16 protein-coding genes, 1 tRNA gene and 1 pseudogene are annotated in these 20421 nt (G+C 43.2%); 10 read left to right on the forward strand and 8 right to left on the reverse strand.

The window, feature by feature from the left end:
• Window positions 1–9: 9 nt before the first annotated feature.
• Window positions 10–171, reverse strand: coding sequence for a hypothetical protein (locus BV372_RS36645; RefSeq protein WP_179198220.1), 162 nt, complete (start codon window positions 169–171; stop codon window positions 10–12).
• 99 nt (window positions 172–270) lie between these two features.
• Here BV372_RS36645 and BV372_RS24555 point away from each other — a divergent pair, with 99 nt between their 5' ends.
• The 3 genes from BV372_RS24555 to BV372_RS24565 all read left to right on the forward strand — a co-directional run bounded on the left by BV372_RS24555 (window position 271) and on the right by BV372_RS24565 (window position 4193).
• Complete coding sequence (locus tag BV372_RS24555) at window positions 271–3456, forward strand: GAF domain-containing protein (protein WP_086689113.1); 3186 nt, start codon at window positions 271–273, stop codon at window positions 3454–3456.
• A gap of 73 nt (window positions 3457–3529) precedes the next feature.
• Window positions 3530–3847, forward strand: coding sequence for a type II toxin-antitoxin system HicA family toxin (locus BV372_RS24560; RefSeq protein ID WP_256973436.1), 318 nt, complete (start codon window positions 3530–3532; stop codon window positions 3845–3847).
• The gene (locus BV372_RS24565; RefSeq protein WP_086689114.1) at window positions 3813–4193 is read left to right on the forward strand and encodes a type II toxin-antitoxin system HicB family antitoxin; all 381 of its coding nucleotides are present in this window, start codon (window positions 3813–3815) and stop codon (window positions 4191–4193) included. The genes BV372_RS24560 and BV372_RS24565 overlap by 35 nt, the downstream gene beginning before the upstream one ends.
• Before the next feature lie 215 nt (window positions 4194–4408).
• Here BV372_RS24565 and BV372_RS24570 read toward each other — a convergent pair whose 3' ends face one another.
• Window positions 4409–5587, reverse strand: coding sequence for a hypothetical protein (locus tag BV372_RS24570; protein ID WP_086689115.1), 1179 nt, complete (start codon window positions 5585–5587; stop codon window positions 4409–4411).
• Between the two features lie 407 nt (window positions 5588–5994).
• Here BV372_RS24570 and BV372_RS24575 point away from each other — a divergent pair, with 407 nt between their 5' ends.
• Entirely contained in the window at window positions 5995–6615 is a 621-nt protein-coding gene (locus tag BV372_RS24575; RefSeq protein WP_179198221.1) for a CP12 domain-containing protein, read from the forward strand.
• Window positions 6616–6705: 90 nt separating this feature from the next.
• Here the strand turns inward: BV372_RS24575 and BV372_RS24580 are convergent, their stop codons facing one another.
• The 5 genes from BV372_RS24580 to lipA all read right to left on the reverse strand — a co-directional run bounded on the left by BV372_RS24580 (window position 6706) and on the right by lipA (window position 11395).
• Window positions 6706–7821 (reverse strand): LptF/LptG family permease, encoded by a 1116-nt coding sequence (locus BV372_RS24580; RefSeq protein WP_086689117.1) that lies wholly within the window; start codon window positions 7819–7821, stop codon window positions 6706–6708.
• A gap of 233 nt (window positions 7822–8054) precedes the next feature.
• On the reverse strand, window positions 8055–8783 hold the full coding sequence (gene lptB, locus BV372_RS24585) for an LPS export ABC transporter ATP-binding protein (RefSeq protein ID WP_086689118.1): 729 nt from the start codon (window positions 8781–8783) through the stop codon (window positions 8055–8057).
• A gap of 30 nt (window positions 8784–8813) precedes the next feature.
• Complete coding sequence (locus BV372_RS24590; protein WP_086689119.1) at window positions 8814–9311, reverse strand: LptA/OstA family protein; 498 nt, start codon at window positions 9309–9311, stop codon at window positions 8814–8816.
• Between the two features lie 203 nt (window positions 9312–9514).
• Complete coding sequence (locus BV372_RS24595) at window positions 9515–10444, reverse strand: NAD(P)H-dependent glycerol-3-phosphate dehydrogenase (RefSeq protein WP_086689127.1); 930 nt, start codon at window positions 10442–10444, stop codon at window positions 9515–9517.
• A 72-nt stretch (window positions 10445–10516) separates the two neighbouring features.
• On the reverse strand, window positions 10517–11395 hold the full coding sequence (gene lipA / locus BV372_RS24600; RefSeq protein WP_086689120.1) for a lipoyl synthase: 879 nt from the start codon (window positions 11393–11395) through the stop codon (window positions 10517–10519).
• Between the two features lie 147 nt (window positions 11396–11542).
• Between lipA and BV372_RS24605 the strand changes: the two genes are divergently transcribed.
• From BV372_RS24605 to BV372_RS24630, 6 genes and pseudogenes are all read left to right on the forward strand, one after another.
• A tRNA-Pro gene (locus tag BV372_RS24605) sits at window positions 11543–11616 on the forward strand.
• Window positions 11617–11665: 49 nt separating this feature from the next.
• A pseudogene (locus tag BV372_RS24610) lies at window positions 11666–12709 on the forward strand (class I SAM-dependent DNA methyltransferase); the annotation flags it as partial.
• On the forward strand, window positions 12706–13953 hold the full coding sequence (locus BV372_RS24615) for a restriction endonuclease subunit S (RefSeq protein WP_086689122.1): 1248 nt from the start codon (window positions 12706–12708) through the stop codon (window positions 13951–13953). The pseudogene BV372_RS24610 and the gene BV372_RS24615, both read left to right, overlap by 4 nt.
• Window positions 13950–14996 (forward strand): YhcG family protein, encoded by a 1047-nt coding sequence (locus BV372_RS24620; protein WP_086689123.1) that lies wholly within the window; start codon window positions 13950–13952, stop codon window positions 14994–14996. The genes BV372_RS24615 and BV372_RS24620 overlap by 4 nt, the downstream gene beginning before the upstream one ends.
• Window positions 14996–17353, forward strand: a complete 2358-nt coding sequence (hsdR, locus tag BV372_RS24625; RefSeq protein WP_086689124.1) for an EcoAI/FtnUII family type I restriction enzme subunit R — start codon at window positions 14996–14998, stop codon at window positions 17351–17353. Before BV372_RS24620 ends, hsdR begins: the two co-directional genes overlap by 1 nt.
• A gap of 247 nt (window positions 17354–17600) precedes the next feature.
• Window positions 17601–17969 carry a hypothetical protein gene (locus BV372_RS24630; RefSeq protein ID WP_086689125.1) on the forward strand — a complete coding sequence of 123 codons (369 nt, stop codon included), beginning with the start codon at window positions 17601–17603 and terminating at the stop codon, window positions 17967–17969.
• Here BV372_RS24630 and BV372_RS24635 read toward each other — a convergent pair.
• The coding region (locus tag BV372_RS24635) for a CHAT domain-containing protein (protein WP_086689126.1) at window positions 17966–20421 on the reverse strand (2456 nt) is incomplete at its 5' end. The genes BV372_RS24630 and BV372_RS24635 overlap by 4 nt on opposite strands.

Genomic DNA, 20421 nt, shown 5'->3' on the forward strand with positions numbered 1-20421 from the left:
AACATCGACTTATGCAAGAAGTCTAATTTGTTGGTGTATTCCATCCGAAGATGTTTGTAGTGCCATCATGGAAACAGCAATCCAGGAACAGGTGAGGAAGTTGGAACAGAAGCGACAAGGTTGAGCGATCGCGGCGTTTTCACAATCCCTGAGCAGTGCGATCGCTCTCATCTTCACAGCCAGAGTAGCAGGTGCGTTCTTGGTACAAACTGAGATTAGTAAAATAAATCAGGGAAAACTAAAAGTAAATATTTTATTTTCCCTACACTTATGACAATAAACGATTATGAAACGTCAAACCCCTTAGGTTGGCAAGAGTGTCACAAACAGCTACAGCTTGCCGTTCAGTACCAGAAAATCTTGGCGAGAATTATAGCTAAGATTCGAGCATCTGTAAAGCTAGAATCCTTGTGTTCAACTTCTTGTCAAGATATTTGTCGGCAATTGAAGATTGAGCGAGTGGCAATTTACCGTTTTAATGCCGACTGGAGTGGTAGTTTCATCAATCGTTTTGGCTTTGCAGAATCTCCCTGGAATGCACTGACGGCCTTTGGAGAGGACTTAGTGTGGGAAGATTCGCATTTTCAAGAAACTCAGGGAGGACGGTATCGTAAAAATGAGACGTTTGCCGTAACTGACATTTACGATGCAGGACATGCTCGTTGTCATATTGAGGTTTTAGAACAATTCCAGATTCGCTCATATGCGATCGCACCGATTTTCATTGGTGCAAAACTGTGGGGTTTGCTTGCAGCCTATCAACATTCTGCGCCTCGGCAATGGTATGCTGACGAAATCGAATTTTTAGGACAAGCTGCTAGCACTCTAGGTGTGGCAATGCAGCAAGCAGAAATCCTAGAAGAAACCAAACAGCGCACAGCAGATCTGCAAGATGCAATTGCGCGGCAACGTGCGTTGACAGAAGTTGTGGGGAATATTCGCTCGTCTCTGAACACCGAATTTATTCTCAACACCGCCTGTCAAGAACTTTGCAAACTCCTAAAGCTAGAGCGGGCAGCAGTTTATCGCTTCAATGAAGACTGGAGCGGTGAATTTGTCAGCCAGTTCGGTATGGTTGAGGCACAGTGGGATAGAATCAATCCGTTTGGCAGAAATCTGGTTTGGGAAGATACCCATCTGCAAGAAACCAAAGGTGGGCGCTACCGCAATAACGAGAGTTTTGCCGTTAACGACATTTACCAAGCCGGTCACTCACGTTGTCACATCGAGATTCTCGAGCAATTCAAGATTCGGGCTTATGCTTTAGCGCCCATCTTCATCGGACCTAAACTCTGGGGGATGATAGCAGCTTATCAACACTCCGAGCCGCGCCAATGGGCAAATTACGAAGTTGAGTTCCTGGGACAGGTAGGGGCACAATTGGGAGTCGCCATTCAACAAGCCGAGAACTTGACTCAGTCAAAACAACAGGCCATTGCCCTCCAGGATGCGATCGCTCGGCAACGGGCACTGACGGAAGTAGTCGGGAAAATCCGCTCCTCCTTAGATATTAATTTGATTCTAGAAACAACCTGCCAAGAAGTTTGTAAACTGCTGCGAGTTGAGCGAGTTGGCGTTTATCGCTTTAATCCAGATTGGAGTGGCGAATTTGTCAGTCATTTTGGCATGGTTGAAGCACAGTGGGATAGCATCAATCCATTTGGCAAAAATTTAGTTTGGGAAGATACCCACCTGCAAGAAACCAAAGGCGGACGCTATCGCAACAACGAAAATTTTGCGATTAGCGACATCTACCTAGCTGGGCACTCACGCTGTCACTTAGATATTTTGGAGCAATTCAAGATTCGCGCCTATGTTTTGACCCCAATTTTTGTTGGGCGGACGTTGTGGGGATTGTTGGCTGCTTATCAACATTCCGCACCGCGCCAGTGGGAGAGTGTGGAAGTGGAATTTTTGGCACAGGTTGCCAGCCAACTTGGAGTAGCGTTGCAAAGCTCGCAAATGATGACTCAAGTCCAGACTCGGGCTGATGAACTGCAACAATCGGCAGAACAACGTCGAATTTTATTTGATTTAGTTGTCAAAATTCGCGAATCTTTGGATTTAGAGACAATCTTTAAAACTACAGTCAATGAAGTGCGGCGATCGCTCAAAGGCGATCGAGTCGGCATCTTCCGTTTTGACCCTGATGTCGGTTTTTGCAGTGGAGAATTTATCGCTGAAGATGTCCTACCCCAGTTTGACTCTGCTCTCTCTATGAAGGTACAAGACTATTGCTTTGGCGACCATTTTGCGCCGCAATATCGCCAAGGGCAAGTACAAGTGATTTCTGACATCAACAGCATTGGCTCTAAAGTACCTCATCTTGATGTGATTGAGCGATTCCAAGTCAAAGCGCAAGTTATTGTACCGCTGATGGAAGGAGACGAACTGTGGGGATTGTTGTGCATTCACCAATGCACCCATGCTCGTAATTGGGAAGAAACTGAATTAGAATTTGTCACCCAAGTGGCGGCTCAATTCAGTGTCGCGCTACGCCAAGCCAACTTATTTCAACAATCCAGTTTGCTCGGTCAAACCCGTGAAGAAGCAAATCAACTGGCACAAGCACTTAATGAACTACGCACTGCCCAAATGCAAATTATCCACGCGGAAAAAATGGCTAGCTTGGGGCAATTAGTGGCGGGGGTTGCCCATGAAATTAATAACCCAATTAATTTTATCTACGGTAACTTGGAACACGCCCACCAATACACAAAAGATTTACTGCGCTGTCTGGAGCTTTATCGACATTATCATCCCGATACCATACCGGAGATCGAAGAGTATTTCAAGAAAGCCGAAATAGACTTTTTAATTGACGACTTACCGAAATTATTCCAGTCTATGCAGATTGGTAGTGAGCGCATTTGCGAAATTGTCACTTCTTTACGGAATTTTTCGCGCCTAGATGAAGCCGAATTTAAAGTAGCAGATATTCACGAAGGTATTGACAGTACGTTGATGATTTTGCAACATCGCTTGAAGCCCTCATCTGATAGCCCTACCATTAATGTCAGCAAAGATTATGATTCCTTACCTTTAATAGAATGCTATCCTGGTCAGTTGAATCAAGTATTCATGAATTTACTGTCCAATGCCATTGATGCATTAGACGAGCGAAACGCACGCACATCTTTGGAAATAATTGCAGCAAAACCTAGCGAAATCCGAATTTCTACCTCTTTACTCAATAAAGACTGGATTGCTATTCGGATTGCCGACAACGGACTTGGCATGGATGAAAAAGTACTATCTCGGCTGTTCGATCCATTTTTTACAACTAAGGTTGTTGGTAAAGGCACAGGGCTAGGACTTTCTATCAGCTATCAGATTGTGATCGATAAACACAAAGGTAAGATCTACTGCCAATCTGAACTCGGCAAAGGCACAGAATTTGTGGTTGAGCTGCCAATTCATCAAGCAACAACTAAAAAATCAGCAACTCGAGTCTAGAGAGCCGATTTACTAGAAGTAGTTGACGTAAAAGACAAGATATGGATGTTGTTAAAATCGCGATCGCTTTTCCATGCTCATACATCATGAAGTGCGATCGCTTGATTTGATGCGATACTATCGCTGCATGAAATTAGTGGAGCAATTTCTCAAGCAGCCTCCAGAAGTGCGGTTTCAGGAAGTGTACTATCTGTTGGAAGCTTTTGGCTTTGAAGAAAAAAGGTCTAAGGGTAGCCATCATAGTTTTCGAGACTCCCAAGGTAGAACTATTACTGTACCCAAAACAGGGGGACAAAAAGTCAAAGGAGTTTATGTACAGCAAATAGTTAAACTATTAAATTTAGAAGAGTGGATTGATGAAGACACTGAACCAGAAGAACAAGCAGATTGAAAAGCCGTCCCTAGAATATTATTTAAATCTTCAATACCCTGTAACACTTTACCCCGATCCAGAGGGGGGATATGTAGCTCAAATTAAAGATTTGCCGGGATGCCTCACCCAAGGCGAAACGCTAGAACAGACAATGGCAAATATTAATGAAGCACGAGAATTGTGGATTGAGACAGCTTATGAAGCTGATGACGATATTCCTTTACCTAGCGGTGATGATAGCTACAGTGGTAAATTGTTGGTACGAATGCCAAAATCTCTACATCGTCGTTTAGCTGAGACTGCTGAAAGAGAAGGTGTAAGTCTCAATCAGTATATTGTGTATTTATTGAGTGCCGTTGCATAATTAAAAATAAAGTATTTTTATATACAGTCAAGCTTACCTGAACAAAGAAGCAATCGCTCGTCTATCGTTTATCAATGTAGAGGTTTAGCATTGTTAAATCTCTACGTATTGGCTAGGGAATGAGAGTGCGATCACTTTGTTTTTGTGAATCTTGAACTGCATCACCCTTTCTTCAACCACACAACAAGCGATCGCCTCAAATACAGATATGCTTTCTAAGGATACGTGTAGCCATTAATCTGAACTCCACCATACGGACCTGGTGTAGGGCGAGGAAGAGAGTTTCGAGACTGGGGCAGTTGAGTAGGTTGCTGTACACCATAGTTGCCATACACTGTTGGGGTTGAAGGGTTGACAACGCCTTGAATTTGAGTTGGCGTAGAGTATGGTGAAATGTTGGTAGTTGCGGCAGAAGTAACAGATGGTGTCACTGATGTTGCTTGTACCCCATTGGGCAATAGCTGACTGTTATTGAAGTTAGTATAAGGATTTTGAGTGAAGTTTGTTGTCGCTGGTTGAGCATAACCTGCCCCTGTATTTAAGCTAGTGTTAGCAGGTAGAGTCTGACTGGGTAAGCCGTTGCTCGGTGGAGTCGATGTTGCTCCGGTGGATGAAGTAAGACTGGAAGTCTGGCTATTAAAGCCAAAGAGATTTTGGCTTGTTGATGTGACTCCGCTGTAGGAGTTAGTCCCCATAATATTTGTGGGACTGGCAGTTAAGCTATTTAAACTAGAGAGATTCTGGTTTTGCGACTGATTTATAGCACCTTGCAAAGAGCTGTTAACAACAGAATTTTGACTTTTATTGTTTTGATTAGCTAATCCCATCTCTTGGTTAAACGATTTTGTGGCACTTCCTATTTCTTCTGGGGATGTAGTTAAAGATTTAGCGCCTAACAATGGGCTGTTACTATAACCCGATCGCAATAAATTGTCTGCTTGTACAACAAAGGGATTGTTCTGCTTTGGCGTGGGTATGCCATTAATTATTCCTAAGCTAGGATTTGATTTGGCAATATTGGTAGCAGCAGGTTGTTGGTTAATAACATCATCAAATAAGCTTTGGCTGTTCTTGGCTTTTGAGTTTTCTTCAGGGATACTTAAAGTCGCTGCTAGATTTGCTTGCTCAAAATCTTTAATCAAGACTGGTAAGTTATCAATATCTGCAACCGCCGCTCGATCTTCGGTTGAAAGAGAGGATTCAGCAACCTTTGGTGCAGCAACTTCTTGATTTTGCTTCTGAGTAAACATATCTGGATTTGACAGATATTCCCACATTCCCAGCCCAAGCACAGATAAAAAAATGGCTGTCACCCAAAAGCTAGGTCTTCCTAAATTCCGTAACCTGGCTTTAAGATAGCGTAAGTATGCAGGGGGATAATCTCGATTTGACATAGTTTTAGGTATGGGGAATTTACTGTGAAGCGGTAATAATTTACGTAGTTTTAGAGTACTGACGCTACTAAAACTTTCGTGGTCAGAAAAGATTTCAAATAAACTTTAAGGTTGATTTCATCCTAACTGCTCAGTCTGCATGAGTCATTAGCCAGAGACAATTATTAGTTAAAAATTTACTTTTTGCTGATTTGGGTACTTGAGTAAGGCTTTCCCTGCGTAATGAGATAGCAGTTTTTAAGCGACGGTTACTTTGGATATGATCGAGAATTGAAAGCTGGTCTAAGTTTATTGTTGTAGCTACTTTCTAGTTACTAAACTGTGCGCTGCATTTTCGATATGACCGTGAAGGCGCTGCAAGCCTCGCTCTCGCACCGCATAGTACTATTTACCAGGAGACTACAGCAATGATGAAAGCTGAAGATATCATGACTAAGAACGTAGTTACCATTCGTGGTTCAGCAACAGTTGCTGAAGCGGTGGGGCTGATGAAGGAAAAAGGATTGCGTGCTCTGGTTGTGGATCGTCGCTATGATAATGATGCCTATGGCATAGTCACAGAAACAGATATTGTCTATAAAGTAACTGCCTACGGTAAAGACCCGAAGCAAGTGCGGATTTACGAAATTATGAGCAAGCCCTGCATAGTCGTCAATCCTGAGTTGAGTGTGGAATATGTGGCGCGGTTATTTGCTAATGCTGGTATCCGAAGAGCGCCAGTGATTCAAGGTAGACTGTTGGGCATCATCTCAATTACCGATATTCTGACAAAAAGCGACTTTGTCGAAACTCCCAAAGCACCGCTGCTAGAAGAGAGAATTGAAAAAGCGATCGCAGAGGCTCGTGCTCTTTGTACTGAACAAGGTGCCTATTCTAAAGCCTGTGCTGCGGCTTGGGATGAAGTTGAAGAACTCCAAGCAGAAGCGGCTCATCAAAAAGCTGAAGGTATGGAATCAGCCAAACTCTCTTTTGAAGAATACTGTAGAGATAACCCCGATGCGCCGGAATGTCGAAAGTACAATTCTTGAGGGTTACTGAGGTGTGAGGCAAGGGAGCAGGGGAGGCAAGGGGGACAAGGGGAAAATGACCCTTGACTCTTGACAAATGCCTCATGCTTCCTACCTTTGAGCAACTCGCATCAATAACAATAGCCCAGTTCCCAATCCGATAAAGTTAGGCAGCCAAGCTCCCATAAAAGGAGATAGCACATTTGCCTGTGCTAAGGCTCCAGTCATAAAGCTGAGTAAGTAATACGAGAAAATTACGATCACGCTCACACCAAAACTTGTACCGCGCCCAGTGCGTTGGGGTATGCTGCCCATAGCTGCGCCTACCAAGCCAAAAACTACACAGACAAAAGGCAAGGCGATTTTTTGCTGAATCCGGACTTCGAGTTTACGAATTTTTTGGCGATCGCCACCAAGACGTTCTACAGCTAGTTGTTCTAATGCTTCTGCAATATTCATCTCCCCATAGTCCCGGCTTTTCTCTGCCAAACTTAATGCTGTACGGGGAAGACGCAGTTGTTGGTGTTCAAATCGCAAAATGTTGCGGTAGGAGCGATCGGCAGATACTAAATAAATAGTCCCGTTATAGAAATCCCAGACGTTTTGCGATCCGTTCCATTGGCCTGATTCTGCTACGACAATTTGATTCAGCCCTGCTTCCGAACGATCTATAATTGTCAACCCTGTCATCCGCTTGCCGTCGAATTGATCGGCGTAAAACAAGCGTGTCAGTATCCTGTTTGTAGTCCCATCTGTCCCTTTAATATCACGATATTCAGGATAAAAAATATTCTGCTGTTTTAAAATTGGCTTATCAGACTTTAAGGCGTTGTTTAGGGTAACATTTGCTTGATAACTTGCTGCTGGTGCTATATGCTCATTAAACACAAATGTCAGACCTGTAACCACCAAACTTAACATCACAGCAGTTAGCACCATCCGATAGACACTTACCCCACAGCCACGCAAGGCAATGAGTTCACTCTCGCTCGAAAGCCGACTGTAAGTCATCAAAGTAGCCAACAGGGTGGACATGGGGAAGGCTAAAACGATGAAAGTTGGCAGTTTTAATAAAAAAACCTGAATGGCGATGTCTATGGGTAGCCCAGATTCTACGATTTTTCTTACTAAGTCAAATACGGCATCAATTGTTACCCCAATTGATGAAAAAGCTCCCACCCCAAATAAAAACGGTGGTAGCAATTCGCTGGTAAGGTAGCGATCCATGATCGTAAAAGGCATCAGCGAATTGATAGTGTAATAAGATGTGAGCTTCTTTGTAATCATACGCAAACTTAAAAAGTAAATATCTAGAACCCAGACACAGCCAAGGATTTATACTGAATTGAATATTGAAAACAAATTCCCAGTAGCTGAAAAATTAAATGAAACTCTGGATTGACACGTAAGAATAAAGGCTCAACAATCTCCTGGGAAAATATTAATTAATCAATAGTTTTTTAGACTTGAAAATTATCGCCCAAATAATATTGCCGCACGAGCGGATTATTATAAAGTTCATTGGCATTACCAAAAGCGAGAATTTGTCCCTCGCGCATGATGTAGGCGCGATCGGTGATGGCCAGAGTTTCACGGACATTGTGATCTGTTATTAAGATACCCATGCCGCGATCGCGAAGTCGCGCTACAATTTGCTGAATCTCGGAAACCGCTATTGGATCGACTCCAGCAAATGGTTCATCCAAAAGTAAAAATTTTGGGCCTTCTCTGCCAGCCGCTAAAGCTCTGGCTAATTCCGTCCGGCGTCGTTCACCCCCTGAAAGTTGAATTCCTTTACTGTTAGCCACTTTTTCTAAACGAAACTCCCGCAGTAAATTTTGGATACGCCCTGACCATTCCCACTGTGGTACATGAGTTTGTTCTAGTACTAAGAGTATGTTATCGCGTACCGAAAGCTGGCGAAAAACACTTGCTTCTTGCGCTAGGTAGCCAATACCCAATCTTGCTCTCTTATGCATTGGCATTGCCGTAATATCACGACCATCTAGCCAGACTTTTCCCTGATTTGGTTTTTCTAAACCTGTGGCAATATAAAAGGTTGTTGTTTTACCAGCTCCATTTGGGCCTAGTAAACCAACAACTTCTCCTTGAGCAACAGAAAGGCTGACACGATTGACAATCTGCCGCTTGCCGTAAGATTTGTGGATATTCTCTAAGATAATTTTCACGCTAGAGACGCCCTTTCCCTATAACTGCTGCTAATTAGAACGTTTGAGAGGTGGTGTCTTCGGAGCTGGTCTTGCAGATTGTCCACCAAGTTCTGAGTCTTGTACCATGTAAATAGACTCTACCTGGCGGTTAGATTCGGGTAAGGCAACAAATCGTCCTTCATCAATGAGATAAGTTACTTTCTCAGCTCGAATACTATTGCCACCCTGTTGCAAAATATAGACATTACCACTGAAATCAATCCGGCGTTCCTTGCTAAAGTATTGTGCTTGAGTAGCGGTTGCTTGAATCTGGCGCGCAGGATACAACATTTGAACATTGCCGCGAGCAGTTACCACTTGGCTTTTGGCATTATATTCTTGAACATCCGAGCGAATAGTCAAAGGGCGATTTCCCGCTGCTGTTTGTGCAGTCACGGTTTGCACTTGGGGAGGAAAAACCATTGCACCCAAGAGTGTAGCTGGTAACACCAAGGCTAAGGCACAGCGACGTATTTGCGATCTCGGCAATTGAAAGGGGGGCATCATAGCAATTTACAATTTAGAATTTCTGCTTGTATTTTAATTATCTCAACTACTTTATCCAAAGGTGAAAATTCCCATCTGGACTAATTTCGGATAACTGCTGACGCTATTGACGCTTACCCCTCGCTTAAGGTTTCGCTAGCATTTCTTGCTCATAGCCATACTAGAATTTTGAAGTATCCCGTAGCTAATTGACGCTAAGTAGTCTAAGAGTTGTATTCTGGCTTAATATCTCGCAGCATCAATTCATCGAGTGCTTGTCGGGGTGTGAGTTCTCCTTGAAGTAAGCGGTCAACTTGCTCGGTAATGGGAACTGGTATATTTTGCTGTCTGGCTCGTTGCACTAAGACTTGGCAAGTGTTGACACCTTCAGCAGTTCCTTGTAAGTTGTCCAGAATCTCTTGCAGTGTCTTACCATTAGCTAGCTGATAACCAACTTGATAATTACGACTTAAAGCACTGTTGCAAGTTGCTAGCAAATCCCCTAAACCTGATAAACCATAAAATGTTTCTGTTTTCGCACCCCAGAAGTTACCAATGCGAACCATTTCTGTGAGTCCACGGGTAACTAAGCCAGCTTTGGCATTGGTTCCCAGCTGTAAACCATCACAAACACCAGCTGCGATCGCAATTACATTCTTGAGTGTTCCGCCTAATTCTACTCCTACGGGATCGGTATTGGTATATACCCGAAAGCGATTAGAAGAAAACACTAGCTGCACCGCTTCAGCAGCAGTAGCAATGGTGCTAGCTACTACTGTTGCAGCTGGTAATTCCATCTCAATTTCTTTCGATAAATTCGGCCCAGAGAGGACAACTACCGCATGGTTAGGGAAAGCTGTTTGCCAAATTTGCGACGGCGTACAGGTAGTTTCTGGCTCTAAACCCTTCGTCGCCGTTACAAAAATTGTGTCTGGGGACAGGGGGAAAGACTTGACTTGCGTCACCACATCTCTGACACCTTTCATTGAGATCGCAGACAGGATGATTTGGGCATCTTGCAATAGTGCTTCCAGACTTACCGATCCCCAACGCGACCAAACACGCACCTGATGACCATTAGCCGCAGCCAAATTTGCCAGTGCTGTACCCCAAGCACCTGCGCCCAAAATTGCTACAGATTGTGAATTAGTCATTTGGTCATTGGTCATTTGTCATTGGTCATTTGTCATTTCCCTAGGTTCCCTTGTCCCCTTGTTCTCCTTTCCTCATTCTCGACTCCGGGGATAACGTTCCATTAAATTCCGCACTTGTTCTGCATGATATGAGCTTCTTGTTAGAGGAGAAGAAACTACTTGCAGAAATCCCAGTTCTTCGCCGAAGGCTTGCCAAGCGGCAAATTGTTCTGGGGTGATAAAATTATCTATTTTCAAGTGTTTTTGGCTGGGTTGGAGGTATTGCCCAATTGTCAAGATATCGCAATCCACGGCTCGCAAGTCTTGCATGACTTGACGAACTTCGGCATCAGTTTCACCGAGTCCTACCATGATTCCAGATTTAGTGTAGATCCAAGGAGCAATTTGGCGCGCTCGCAAAAGTAATTCCATTGTGCGATCGTAGTTACCTTGGGGACGCACACGGCGATATAGGCGCTGAATCGTTTCTGTATTGTGGTTTAACACTTCTGGTGCAGCTTGGATAATTATCTCTAGAGCATTCCAATTGCCGCACAAGTCAGGAATTAATACCTCAATTGTAGTTTTGGGCGAGACAGCGCGAACTGCTGCGATACACTGCACAAACTGAGATGCACCACCATCCGGTAAATCATCTCGGTTTACAGAGGTAATCACTACATGATTGAGGTTCATGCGGCGAACAGCCTCTGCCAATCGTTCTGGTTCCGTGGGGTCTAAAGGCTTGGGCTTTTTTTCAAAATCTATATCGCAGTAGGGACAGGCACGGGTACAAGCTGGTCCCATAATCAAAAACGTGGCAGTACCAGCTTGGAAACACTCACCAATATTCGGACAGGACGCTTCCTCACAAACCGTATTGAGCGCTAAATCCCGCAAAATTTCTTTAACGTTACCGACGCGCTCCCACTGAGGCGCTTTCACCCGCAACCAGTCTGGTTTAACAGTCACAATCCGCTTTTGTTAATGAAGTTATACAAATCTAATCCTAGCAAGCAACGCCCTGATAAAAGTAATCTATATATCTATAGATGTGAGATATAGTTTTGTACTTTATCACTTGGTGTGATATTTTGGATATATAGTGCCGTTTTTCGGCGGGATGTGGCGCAGCTTGGTAGCGCACTTCGTTCGGGACGAAGGGGCCGCTGGTTCGAATCCAGTCATCCCGATTCTTTTGATGAGCTACGGTTTAGATCGCAACAGGAGAAACAGGAGCTATCGCATCTCTATGAGGCGAAAATCAAAAATATGGGTAATGCAGGGCGTAATGGGGGTGAGTATTACACGCCGCGTCCGTTGATTCGGGCAATCATTCAGGTGGTGAAGCCGAAGATTGGGGATCGCATTTATGATGGTGCTTGTGGTTCGGCAGGGTTTTTGTGCGAGAGTTACGACTATTTACGTCGGGGTAAGCTGACAACAAAAGAGCTTGAGATACTTCAAAAACATACGTTTACGGGTAAAGAAAAGAAAAGTTTGGCGTATGTGATTGCCATCATGAATATGATTTTGCATGGCATTGATGCGCCGAATATTATCCACACGAACACGCTGACAGAAAATCTCAGTGATATTCAAGACAAGAATCGTTTTGATGTCATCTTGGCTAATCCACCATTTGGGGGGAAGGAACGCAAGGAAGTACAGCAGAATTTCCCGATAAAAACTGGGGAAACGGCGTTTCTGTTTTTGCAGCATTTCATCAAAATGCTGAAGATAGGCGGTAGGGCGGCAGTAGTAATCAAAAATACGTTCCTGTCAAATTCTGATAATGCTTCGCGGGCTTTGCGCCAAGAGCTTTTGAGTAGTTGCAATCTGCACACCATTTTAGATTGTCCGAGTGGGACTTTTATCGGGGCGGGTGTAAAAACGGTGGTGCTGTTTTTTGAGAAAGGAAAGTCTTTCGATGCCGTTCAGGGAACGCCTTTATTTTCTCAAGGAAAATCTTTAACTCAGGGAATGGCAACTCAGAAAATTTGGTATTATCAACTCGATCCGGGGCGTAGTTTGGGTAAAACTAATGCGTTAAATGATGAGGATTTGCAAGAATTTGTAGAGTTACAGGCTACGTTTGCAGAGTCGGAAAAGTCTTGGCTGGTGGATATTGCTGATGTGGATCGGGAGACGTTTGATTTATCGGTGAAGAATCCAAATAAAGCTGAGGAATCACCGTTAAGAGAACCGCAGGAAATTTTGGATGAAATTGCTGCTTTGGATGCGGAGAGTGCAGAGATTTTGGCGGGGATTGGGGAAATGTTATGAAAAGAATATGGGAAATGGTTGCCCTAGAAAAACTAGGAAAAATTACTTCCAGCAAGCGTATATTTAAGAGCGAATATATTGATATAGGAGTTCCCTTCTATAGAACCAAAGAAATTAAAGAATTAGCAAATCGAAGAACAATATCGACAGAGTTATATATATCTCAAGATAAGTTTGATGAGATAAAAATAAAATTTGGCACTCCTGCAATAGGTGATTTACTAATTACTGCAATCGGTACAATAGGCGAAATATACGTAGTAGACAACACAAATTTCTACTTTAAAGATGGAAATGTATTATGGCTTAAGGATTTCAGAGATATAGATCCTTATTTCCTTAAATATTCATTAATAGCTTTTATTGATCAACTAAATGGTATTTCTCATGGATCAGCCTATCAAGCTCTTCCAATAGAAAAACTCAAGAAACATAAAATAGCAAAACCCCCACTTTCTGAACAAAAGCAGATTGTAGCAATTTTGGATGAGGCGTTTGAGGGGATTGATAGAGCGATCGCAAACACCGAAAAGAACCTCGCCAACTCCCGCGAATTATTTGAAAGCTATCTAAACACCATCTTTACCCAGAAAGGCGATGGGTGGAAAGAGAAGAAGTTAGGTGAAATTGGTGGCAAAGTTTTTACAGGGCCATTTGGCTCACTTTTACATAAATCTGACTATGTTTCTAATGAGATTCCGATAGTCAATCCAGCAAATATTGAAGATGATAAAATCATTCCAAATTTTAACAAGACTGTTAGTAAAGATATAGTTAAACGACTGCAAGCATACATCTTAAAACAAAATGATGTTGTAGTAGGTAGAAGAGGAGAGATTGGAAGATGTGCAGTTGTGAGAGAAGAACAAGCTGGATGGCTTTGTGGAAGTGGTTCTTTCTTTATCAAACCATTTGAAAATGTTGATTCAGTATTTCTTGCTCATTTGCTTAGGTCAGCAGTATACAGAAATAAGCTAGAGAGCCTTTCTACTGGAGCAACAATGCAAAATTTAAGTAATCAGTCACTTTCGGATCTTGTTATTGCTATGCCGTCCTTAGATGAGCAGAATCGAATAACAAACAAAATTGATGATTTAAGAACTGAAACCCAACGCCTCGAAACCATCTACCGCCAAAAAATCGCTGCCCTTAACGAACTCAAACAATCTATCCTGCAAAAAGCATTCACTGGCGAACTCACCGCAGATACCCCAAAAACTGCTAAAGAGGAAATTGCAGCATGAGTGATGATTTGACACAACCAAACGATCTGTTATTTCAAGAAATTCGGCAACTGATTGACACCGCCAAACAACGCGCCGCCGTTGCCATCAATGCAGAAATAACTGTGTTATATTGGCAAGTCGGTAAACGCATCCAAACCGAAGTTTTACAAGGTCAACGGGCTGAATATGGCAAACAAATCATTGTTTCTTTATCTCAGCAGCTAACCCAAACCTATGGTAAAGGCTGGGGTGAAAGACAACTGCGACATTGCCTCCAGTTTGCCGAGACATTTCCAAATATTGAGATTGTGAACACACTGTGTTCCAAATTGAGTTGGTCACATCTGCGAGTTTTAACAGCAATAGACGATCCCCTAAAACGAGAATTTTATATTGAAATTGCCCAACTGGAACGATGGAGCGTCCGCCAACTGCAAGAACGTATTAACTCTATGCTATTTGAGCGCACTGCCCTATCCCGCAAACCCGAAGAAACCATCCGCCATGATTTAGAGCAACTGCGCCAAACTCAACAGGTATCACCCGATATTTTACTAAAAGACCCTTATATTTTAGATTTTCTGGAATTGAGCGATCGCTATCTCGAAAAAGACCTTGAAGATGCAATCCTCAGAGAAATTGAGCAATTTTTACTAGAACTCGGTGCAGGCTTTACCTTCATCGCCCGTCAAAAACGTCTGCAAATCGACAACGATGATTTTTATATTGACCTGCTATTTTATAACCGCAAACTCAAACGCCTTGTAGCCATTGACCTCAAACTAGGTAGCTTCCAACCCGAATATAAAGGACAAATGGAACTTTACCTGCGCTGGCTTACTAAATATGACCAAGAGCCTGACGAACAGCCACCACTAGGGATTATTTTATGTGCAGGTAAAAAGCAAGAGCAAATCGAATTATTAGAACTAGATAAAAGCGGTATTCACGTTGCCGAATACATGACCGTATTACCACCTAAAGAGTTGTTACAAGCTAAACTGCAAGAAGCGATCGCATCTGCCCGCCGCCGACTCCCATATTCCAAAGACGAGCCATAATGAACGAAGCCGAAACCCGTGCCGAACTAATTGACCCCGCACTCAAAGCCGCAGACTGGGGAGTTATCGGAGGTAGTAGCATCCGCCGCGAATTTATTATTGCCCCTGGTCGCTTAGTTGGCAATGGTAAACGCGCTCAATCAGACATCGCTGATTATGTCCTGGTTTATCGTGGTGAAAAACTCGCCGTCATCGAAGCGAAAAAACGCGACTCACGAGATACCGAAGGTTTAGGACAAGCCAAAAAATACGCCGAAAAATTGCAGACTCGATTTGCCTACTCTACAAATGGTATCGGCATCTACCAAGTAGATATGCACACAGGGGTAGAAGGCTACATCAACCAATATCCCACCCCGGATCAACTGTGGTCAGCCACCTTTAGCGAAAATAATGAGTGGCGCGATCGCTTTGCTGCCATCCCCTTTGAAGACAAAAGCGGGACATGGGAAGCCCGTTACTATCAACACAATGCCATTAAGCACGTTCTAGAAGCAATCTGCCAAGGACAAAACCGGATTTTGTTAACAATGGCAACAGGCACAGGTAAAACCTTCATCGCCTTCCAACTCGCCTGGAAACTCTTTCAAAGCCGTTGGAACCTTAGCCGACAACCCACCCGTCGTCCGCGAATTTTGTTTTTAAGCGATCGCAATATCTTAGCCAACCAAGCCTACAACTCATTCTCTGCCTTCCCCGACGATGCCCTAGTCCGCATCGATCCCGAAGCTATCAAAAAACGCGGTCGAGTTCCCAAAAATGGCAGTATCTTTTTTACTATTTTCCAGACATTTATGACTGGACGGGACGACGCTGGCAATCCTACGCCCAAATTCAGCGACTATCCCCCTGACTTCTTTGACTTCATCATCATTGATGAATGTCACCGAGGCGGAGCCAGTGACGAAAGCACCTGGCGGGGCATTTTAGAATACTTCTCCCCAGCAGTACAACTTGGACTCACCGCCACTCCTAAAAGAAAAAACAACGCAGACACCTACGCCTACTTCGGTGAGCCAGTTTATACCTACGCCCTCAAAGACGGCATCAACGACGGGTTTCTGACTCCCTTTAAAGTCAGGCAAATCGAAACTACCCTAGATGAATATATTTACAGCACCGAAGATGAATTGATCGAAGGTGCAGTAGACGAAACCAGAACCTACACCGAAGCCGACTTCAACCACATCATTGAAATTGCCGAGCGCGAACGCTACCGGGTGCAACTGTTCATGGAAGAAATCGACCAGAATCAAAAAACTCTGGTGTTTTGCGCCAACCAACCCCACGCTTTAGCTGTGCGAGATTTAATCAACCAAATGAAGATTAGCAGTGACCCTAATTACTGTGTCCGCGTCACCGCCGATGATGGGAAACTAGGCGAACAACACCTCAGTAACTTTCAAGACAACGAGAAGAATATCCCTACCATTCTCACCACTTCCCATAAGCTCTCCACTGGCGTTGATGCCCGAAATGTTCGTAACATCGTGCTGATGCGCCCCATCAACACGATGATTGAATTTAAGCAAATTATTGGTCGTGGTACTCGTCTTTTTGAAGGGAAAGACTACTTCACTATTTATGATTTCGTCAAAGCCTACGAACACTTCAGCGATCCTGAATGGGATGGCGAACCCCAGGAACCTGTTCTGGTGAAAATTGCCAGAGGGGGAGAGAAATCAGACGCATACAACGACTCTACAACAGATGGTGGTATAAATAGAGGCAAAAATAGAAACAAAATTGCAGAAGTTCCCAACCCCAAAACCATCAAAATCAAACTCGCCGATGGTAAAGAACGAACTCTCCAGCACCGAATGTCTACTAGCTTCTGGAGTCCAGACGGTAAACCCATGAGTGCAGCAGAATTTGTGGAACGTCTCTTTGGTGAAATTCCTGAACTATTCACAAATGAAGACGAATTAAGAGCAATCTGGAGCCGCCCTGACACCCGTAGAGCTTTATTAGAAGGACTGGCAGAGAAGGGCTACGGGGAGGAACAACTCACAGAAATTAGCCGCCTGATTGATGCCGAGAAAAGCGATTTATATGATGTGCTGGCTTATATCGCCTATGCCTCTCCACCCATTAGTCGCCGAGAGCGCGTCCTTGCTCACAAGTCCTTAATCTTCTCGCAGTATCTCGGCAAACAGCAAGAATTTCTCGACTTTGTACTAGAGCAATACATCAAAGCCGGGGTGGGAGAACTCGATCGTACTAAATTACCTCAACTTTTAGAGCTGAAATATCATACCGTTCGTGATGCTGTTGAAGAACTAGGGAGTGTTGCGAACATCAGTGAAGTATTTATTGGGTTTCAGCAGTATTTGTATTCACAGGACAGAGCAGCTTAATTGGGCAGATCGCTACAATTAACAACCCCAGTTAGGTGATTAGTCCAAAGCTACATAACTATAGCTAAAAAAGGCGATCGCTTTTCAATATATCTGTGCTGTGGGACGATGGATGCGGTGAGTGCGTAGGCGCAGCCCGCACTTCGACAAGGCTCAGTGACCATCGGAGACATCGCCACACGTCTAAATTAGGCATTAAATGTATAATTGCTGAATACTTCGTGTATTTACCAGTTAAAACTATTAAATGATTACTCTTCCACCAGAGGAAATTAGTCAGTTTCGCAGCCAGTTGGCGGATCTTCCCCAGGCTTTAGTAGCTTTGGATGCCATAGAAGAGTGTGAAGGCTATTTAGACGATGCTGTTCCACTGCTGGTTATGCGGGAAACTGCACAGGAACCAGATAAATCGTTAAATGATTTGCTTGAAAAATGCCGTCAATTCATTTGTCAAGAGGAAGTCAGAGAATTTTTGGAATCTGGATTAATTGCTCCAATTGTAGAACCATTGGCTGTTAGTGCAGGCATTCCTCTGGGTACTGCGACTGCACTTAGCATATTGGTGTTTAAACTAGGTGCGAGAAAGTTTTGTAACGTACCGGAATCGGGTGCTTAAAGCCCAGATGCTGTAAATCCAGCCCAGTAGTAGGGATTTGCAAAAGGTAGGGGTTGACGTTGCTTAATTAGTTTCAAAGATTCTTGAAATATGATACGTTGTCCTACTCTTAGTTGAGCAAGGACTGTTTCAATTTTGGCTTTGTGTTCCTCTAAAAATTTGTCTAATTCTTCAATAGTCAGATTTCGCAGCCAGTTTTGAGCTTGTTTCAGGGCGATCGCAATATCTCCTGCTTCCAGGTTATCAAGTTTGAATAATTTGAATAAGTTTTCGTAGAATTTAATCATTAAAAAGCTGGTGGAAAGGTCATCTACTTTCCAGAGTGAACTAATGACACAGGGACTACCTGCTAATAGAAAACCACTAGGTAAACCAATATATTCGTCACTGGTATTGTAAAAATCAATCAATCCAGTTTCGCACGCGGAAAGGGTGACGAGGCGACATTTATCTAATTTGAGAGTGAAGATTTTATCCAAAGTAAGGCATTTGTCTAAATCGTTGGTTTCCCCTGCTCGCACATTCAGATAACGTTCGGAATCGGTTTTTTTTGGTGTGTCTGCGATAGGCGCATCTGCCAAAATTAGGGCTGATTTATCGGCGTTTGTGAAGTTAAAATAACCGTGACAGCTAAAATGAGCGCAGTGGTAAGTATTTAAATCAGAATTATTAATTGCTGTAAGTGTCGCTGCTGTTTTTTTCAGGACATTAGCAGTATTAAAGTAGCTTTGAATAACTTGTACTTCTAGATCTGTATAGTTTAAATCGCCTGCGGGGTTTTGAATCGCAAACAGGGATTGGAAATCAGGACGTTTGCGCTGTTGTACCTGTTGCAGTAGTTGACAACTGGGTGCATAACTCACACCACCAGCAAATAAATCTAGAAGACAGCGCGAATTTTCAGCACTGTGATTGACTGGGAGTGCATGAAGGGGTAATAAGTGCAAGAACTGATGGGGAATTAGGATGAGTTGATCGCAGTGCTTTGGTATCTGGTTTAATATTTCATCAATGTGCAGAATTGAGGCTAATTCTTTGAGTGATTTTCCTAAGCTATTAAGCCATTGTTGTTTTTGCTCATAGTAGTTTTGTAAATATTTATCTATCCAATTAAACAAAGCTTCTAAATCTTCTGGTTGAGATTGCCAAACTGTTACCTCTCTTGTTTTTGTGAGAATAAAAGCCAGAATTTTGTCGTTGATAATATACCATTCAATAATGGCTGTATACTCATTTAAAGTAGGCTGAAATGAGCCAAAGTTGAAACCATAACCAACAGGTAAGTAGGTATTTTGTAATTCATTACGCTGTTGTCGCAACTCTTGGAGATGTTGTGCGAGGACTTTAAGATTTTCAGCTTTGCCATTTTGGATTTGATATTGTCCTACGGCTATTTCATCTCTATATTTTTCTAATTGAGTGAATACTTCTGGAGGGAAAATGGTTTTAGAGTCGCGTTCGAGGATTTGTTCAACTAAATTGCGAGTTTTACTACGTTCAACATATTCAATTGCTTCGGTAATCTTATTTAATTCCCTGCAAACTTCTACCATGCGGCTATAAACTTGGTTAAAGTGTTCCGCTTGTTTGCGTTTGCTTTCTTCTCCAGATACTATTTCTTCTCGCAAAGATTCTATAGTGGCAATGGCAGACTCAAAAGTATTGTATGCTAGGTCAAGCTTGTTTGCGTCTTGGTAAGTTATTCCCAGTCCAAACAATGTTTCTGCATGGTTTTCAGGCAAAGCTTCTCTGGTGTAGACAGTTAAAGCAGCAGTAGAAGCAGCGATCGCCTGTTCGATGTTATCTGCCCTGTCTCCTTTAATTCTATCCCTGTAGGCATTTGCGAGATTATTTTGCGTTCCTGCCCAAGATTGAGGCAAAGCTTCTCTGGTGTAGAGAGCTAAAGCAGCAGTACAAGCAGCGATTGCTTTTTCGATGTTATCTGCCCTGTATCCTTTAATTCTATCCCTGTAGGCAGTTGCGAGATTATTTTGCGTCATTGCCCAAGATTGAGGCAAAGCTTCTCTGGTGTAGACAGTTAAAGCAGCAGTATAAGCAGCGATTGCTTTTTCGATATTATCTGCCCTGTCTCCTTTAATTCTATCGCTGTAGGCAAGTCCGAGATTATTTTGCGTTGCTGCCCAAGATTGAGGCAAAGCTTCTCTGGTGTGGACAGTTAAAGCCGCAGTATAAGCAGCGATTGCTTTTTCGATATTATCTGCTCTGTCTCCTTTGATTCTATAGCTGTAGGCATTTGCGAGATTGTTTTGCGTCATTGCCCAATCTTGAGGCAAAGCTTCTCTGGTTCTGACAGTTAAAGCCGCAGTAAAAGCCGCGATCGCTTTTTCGATGTTATCTGCTCTGTCTCCTTTGATTCTCTGTCTGTAGGCAATTGCGAGATTATTTTGCGTTGCTGCCCAATCTTGAGGCAAAGCTTCTCTGGTTCTGACAG

It is taken from the genome of Nostoc sp. T09 (assembly GCF_002154695.1).
GTDB lineage: Bacteria > Cyanobacteriota > Cyanobacteriia > Cyanobacteriales > Nostocaceae > Aulosira.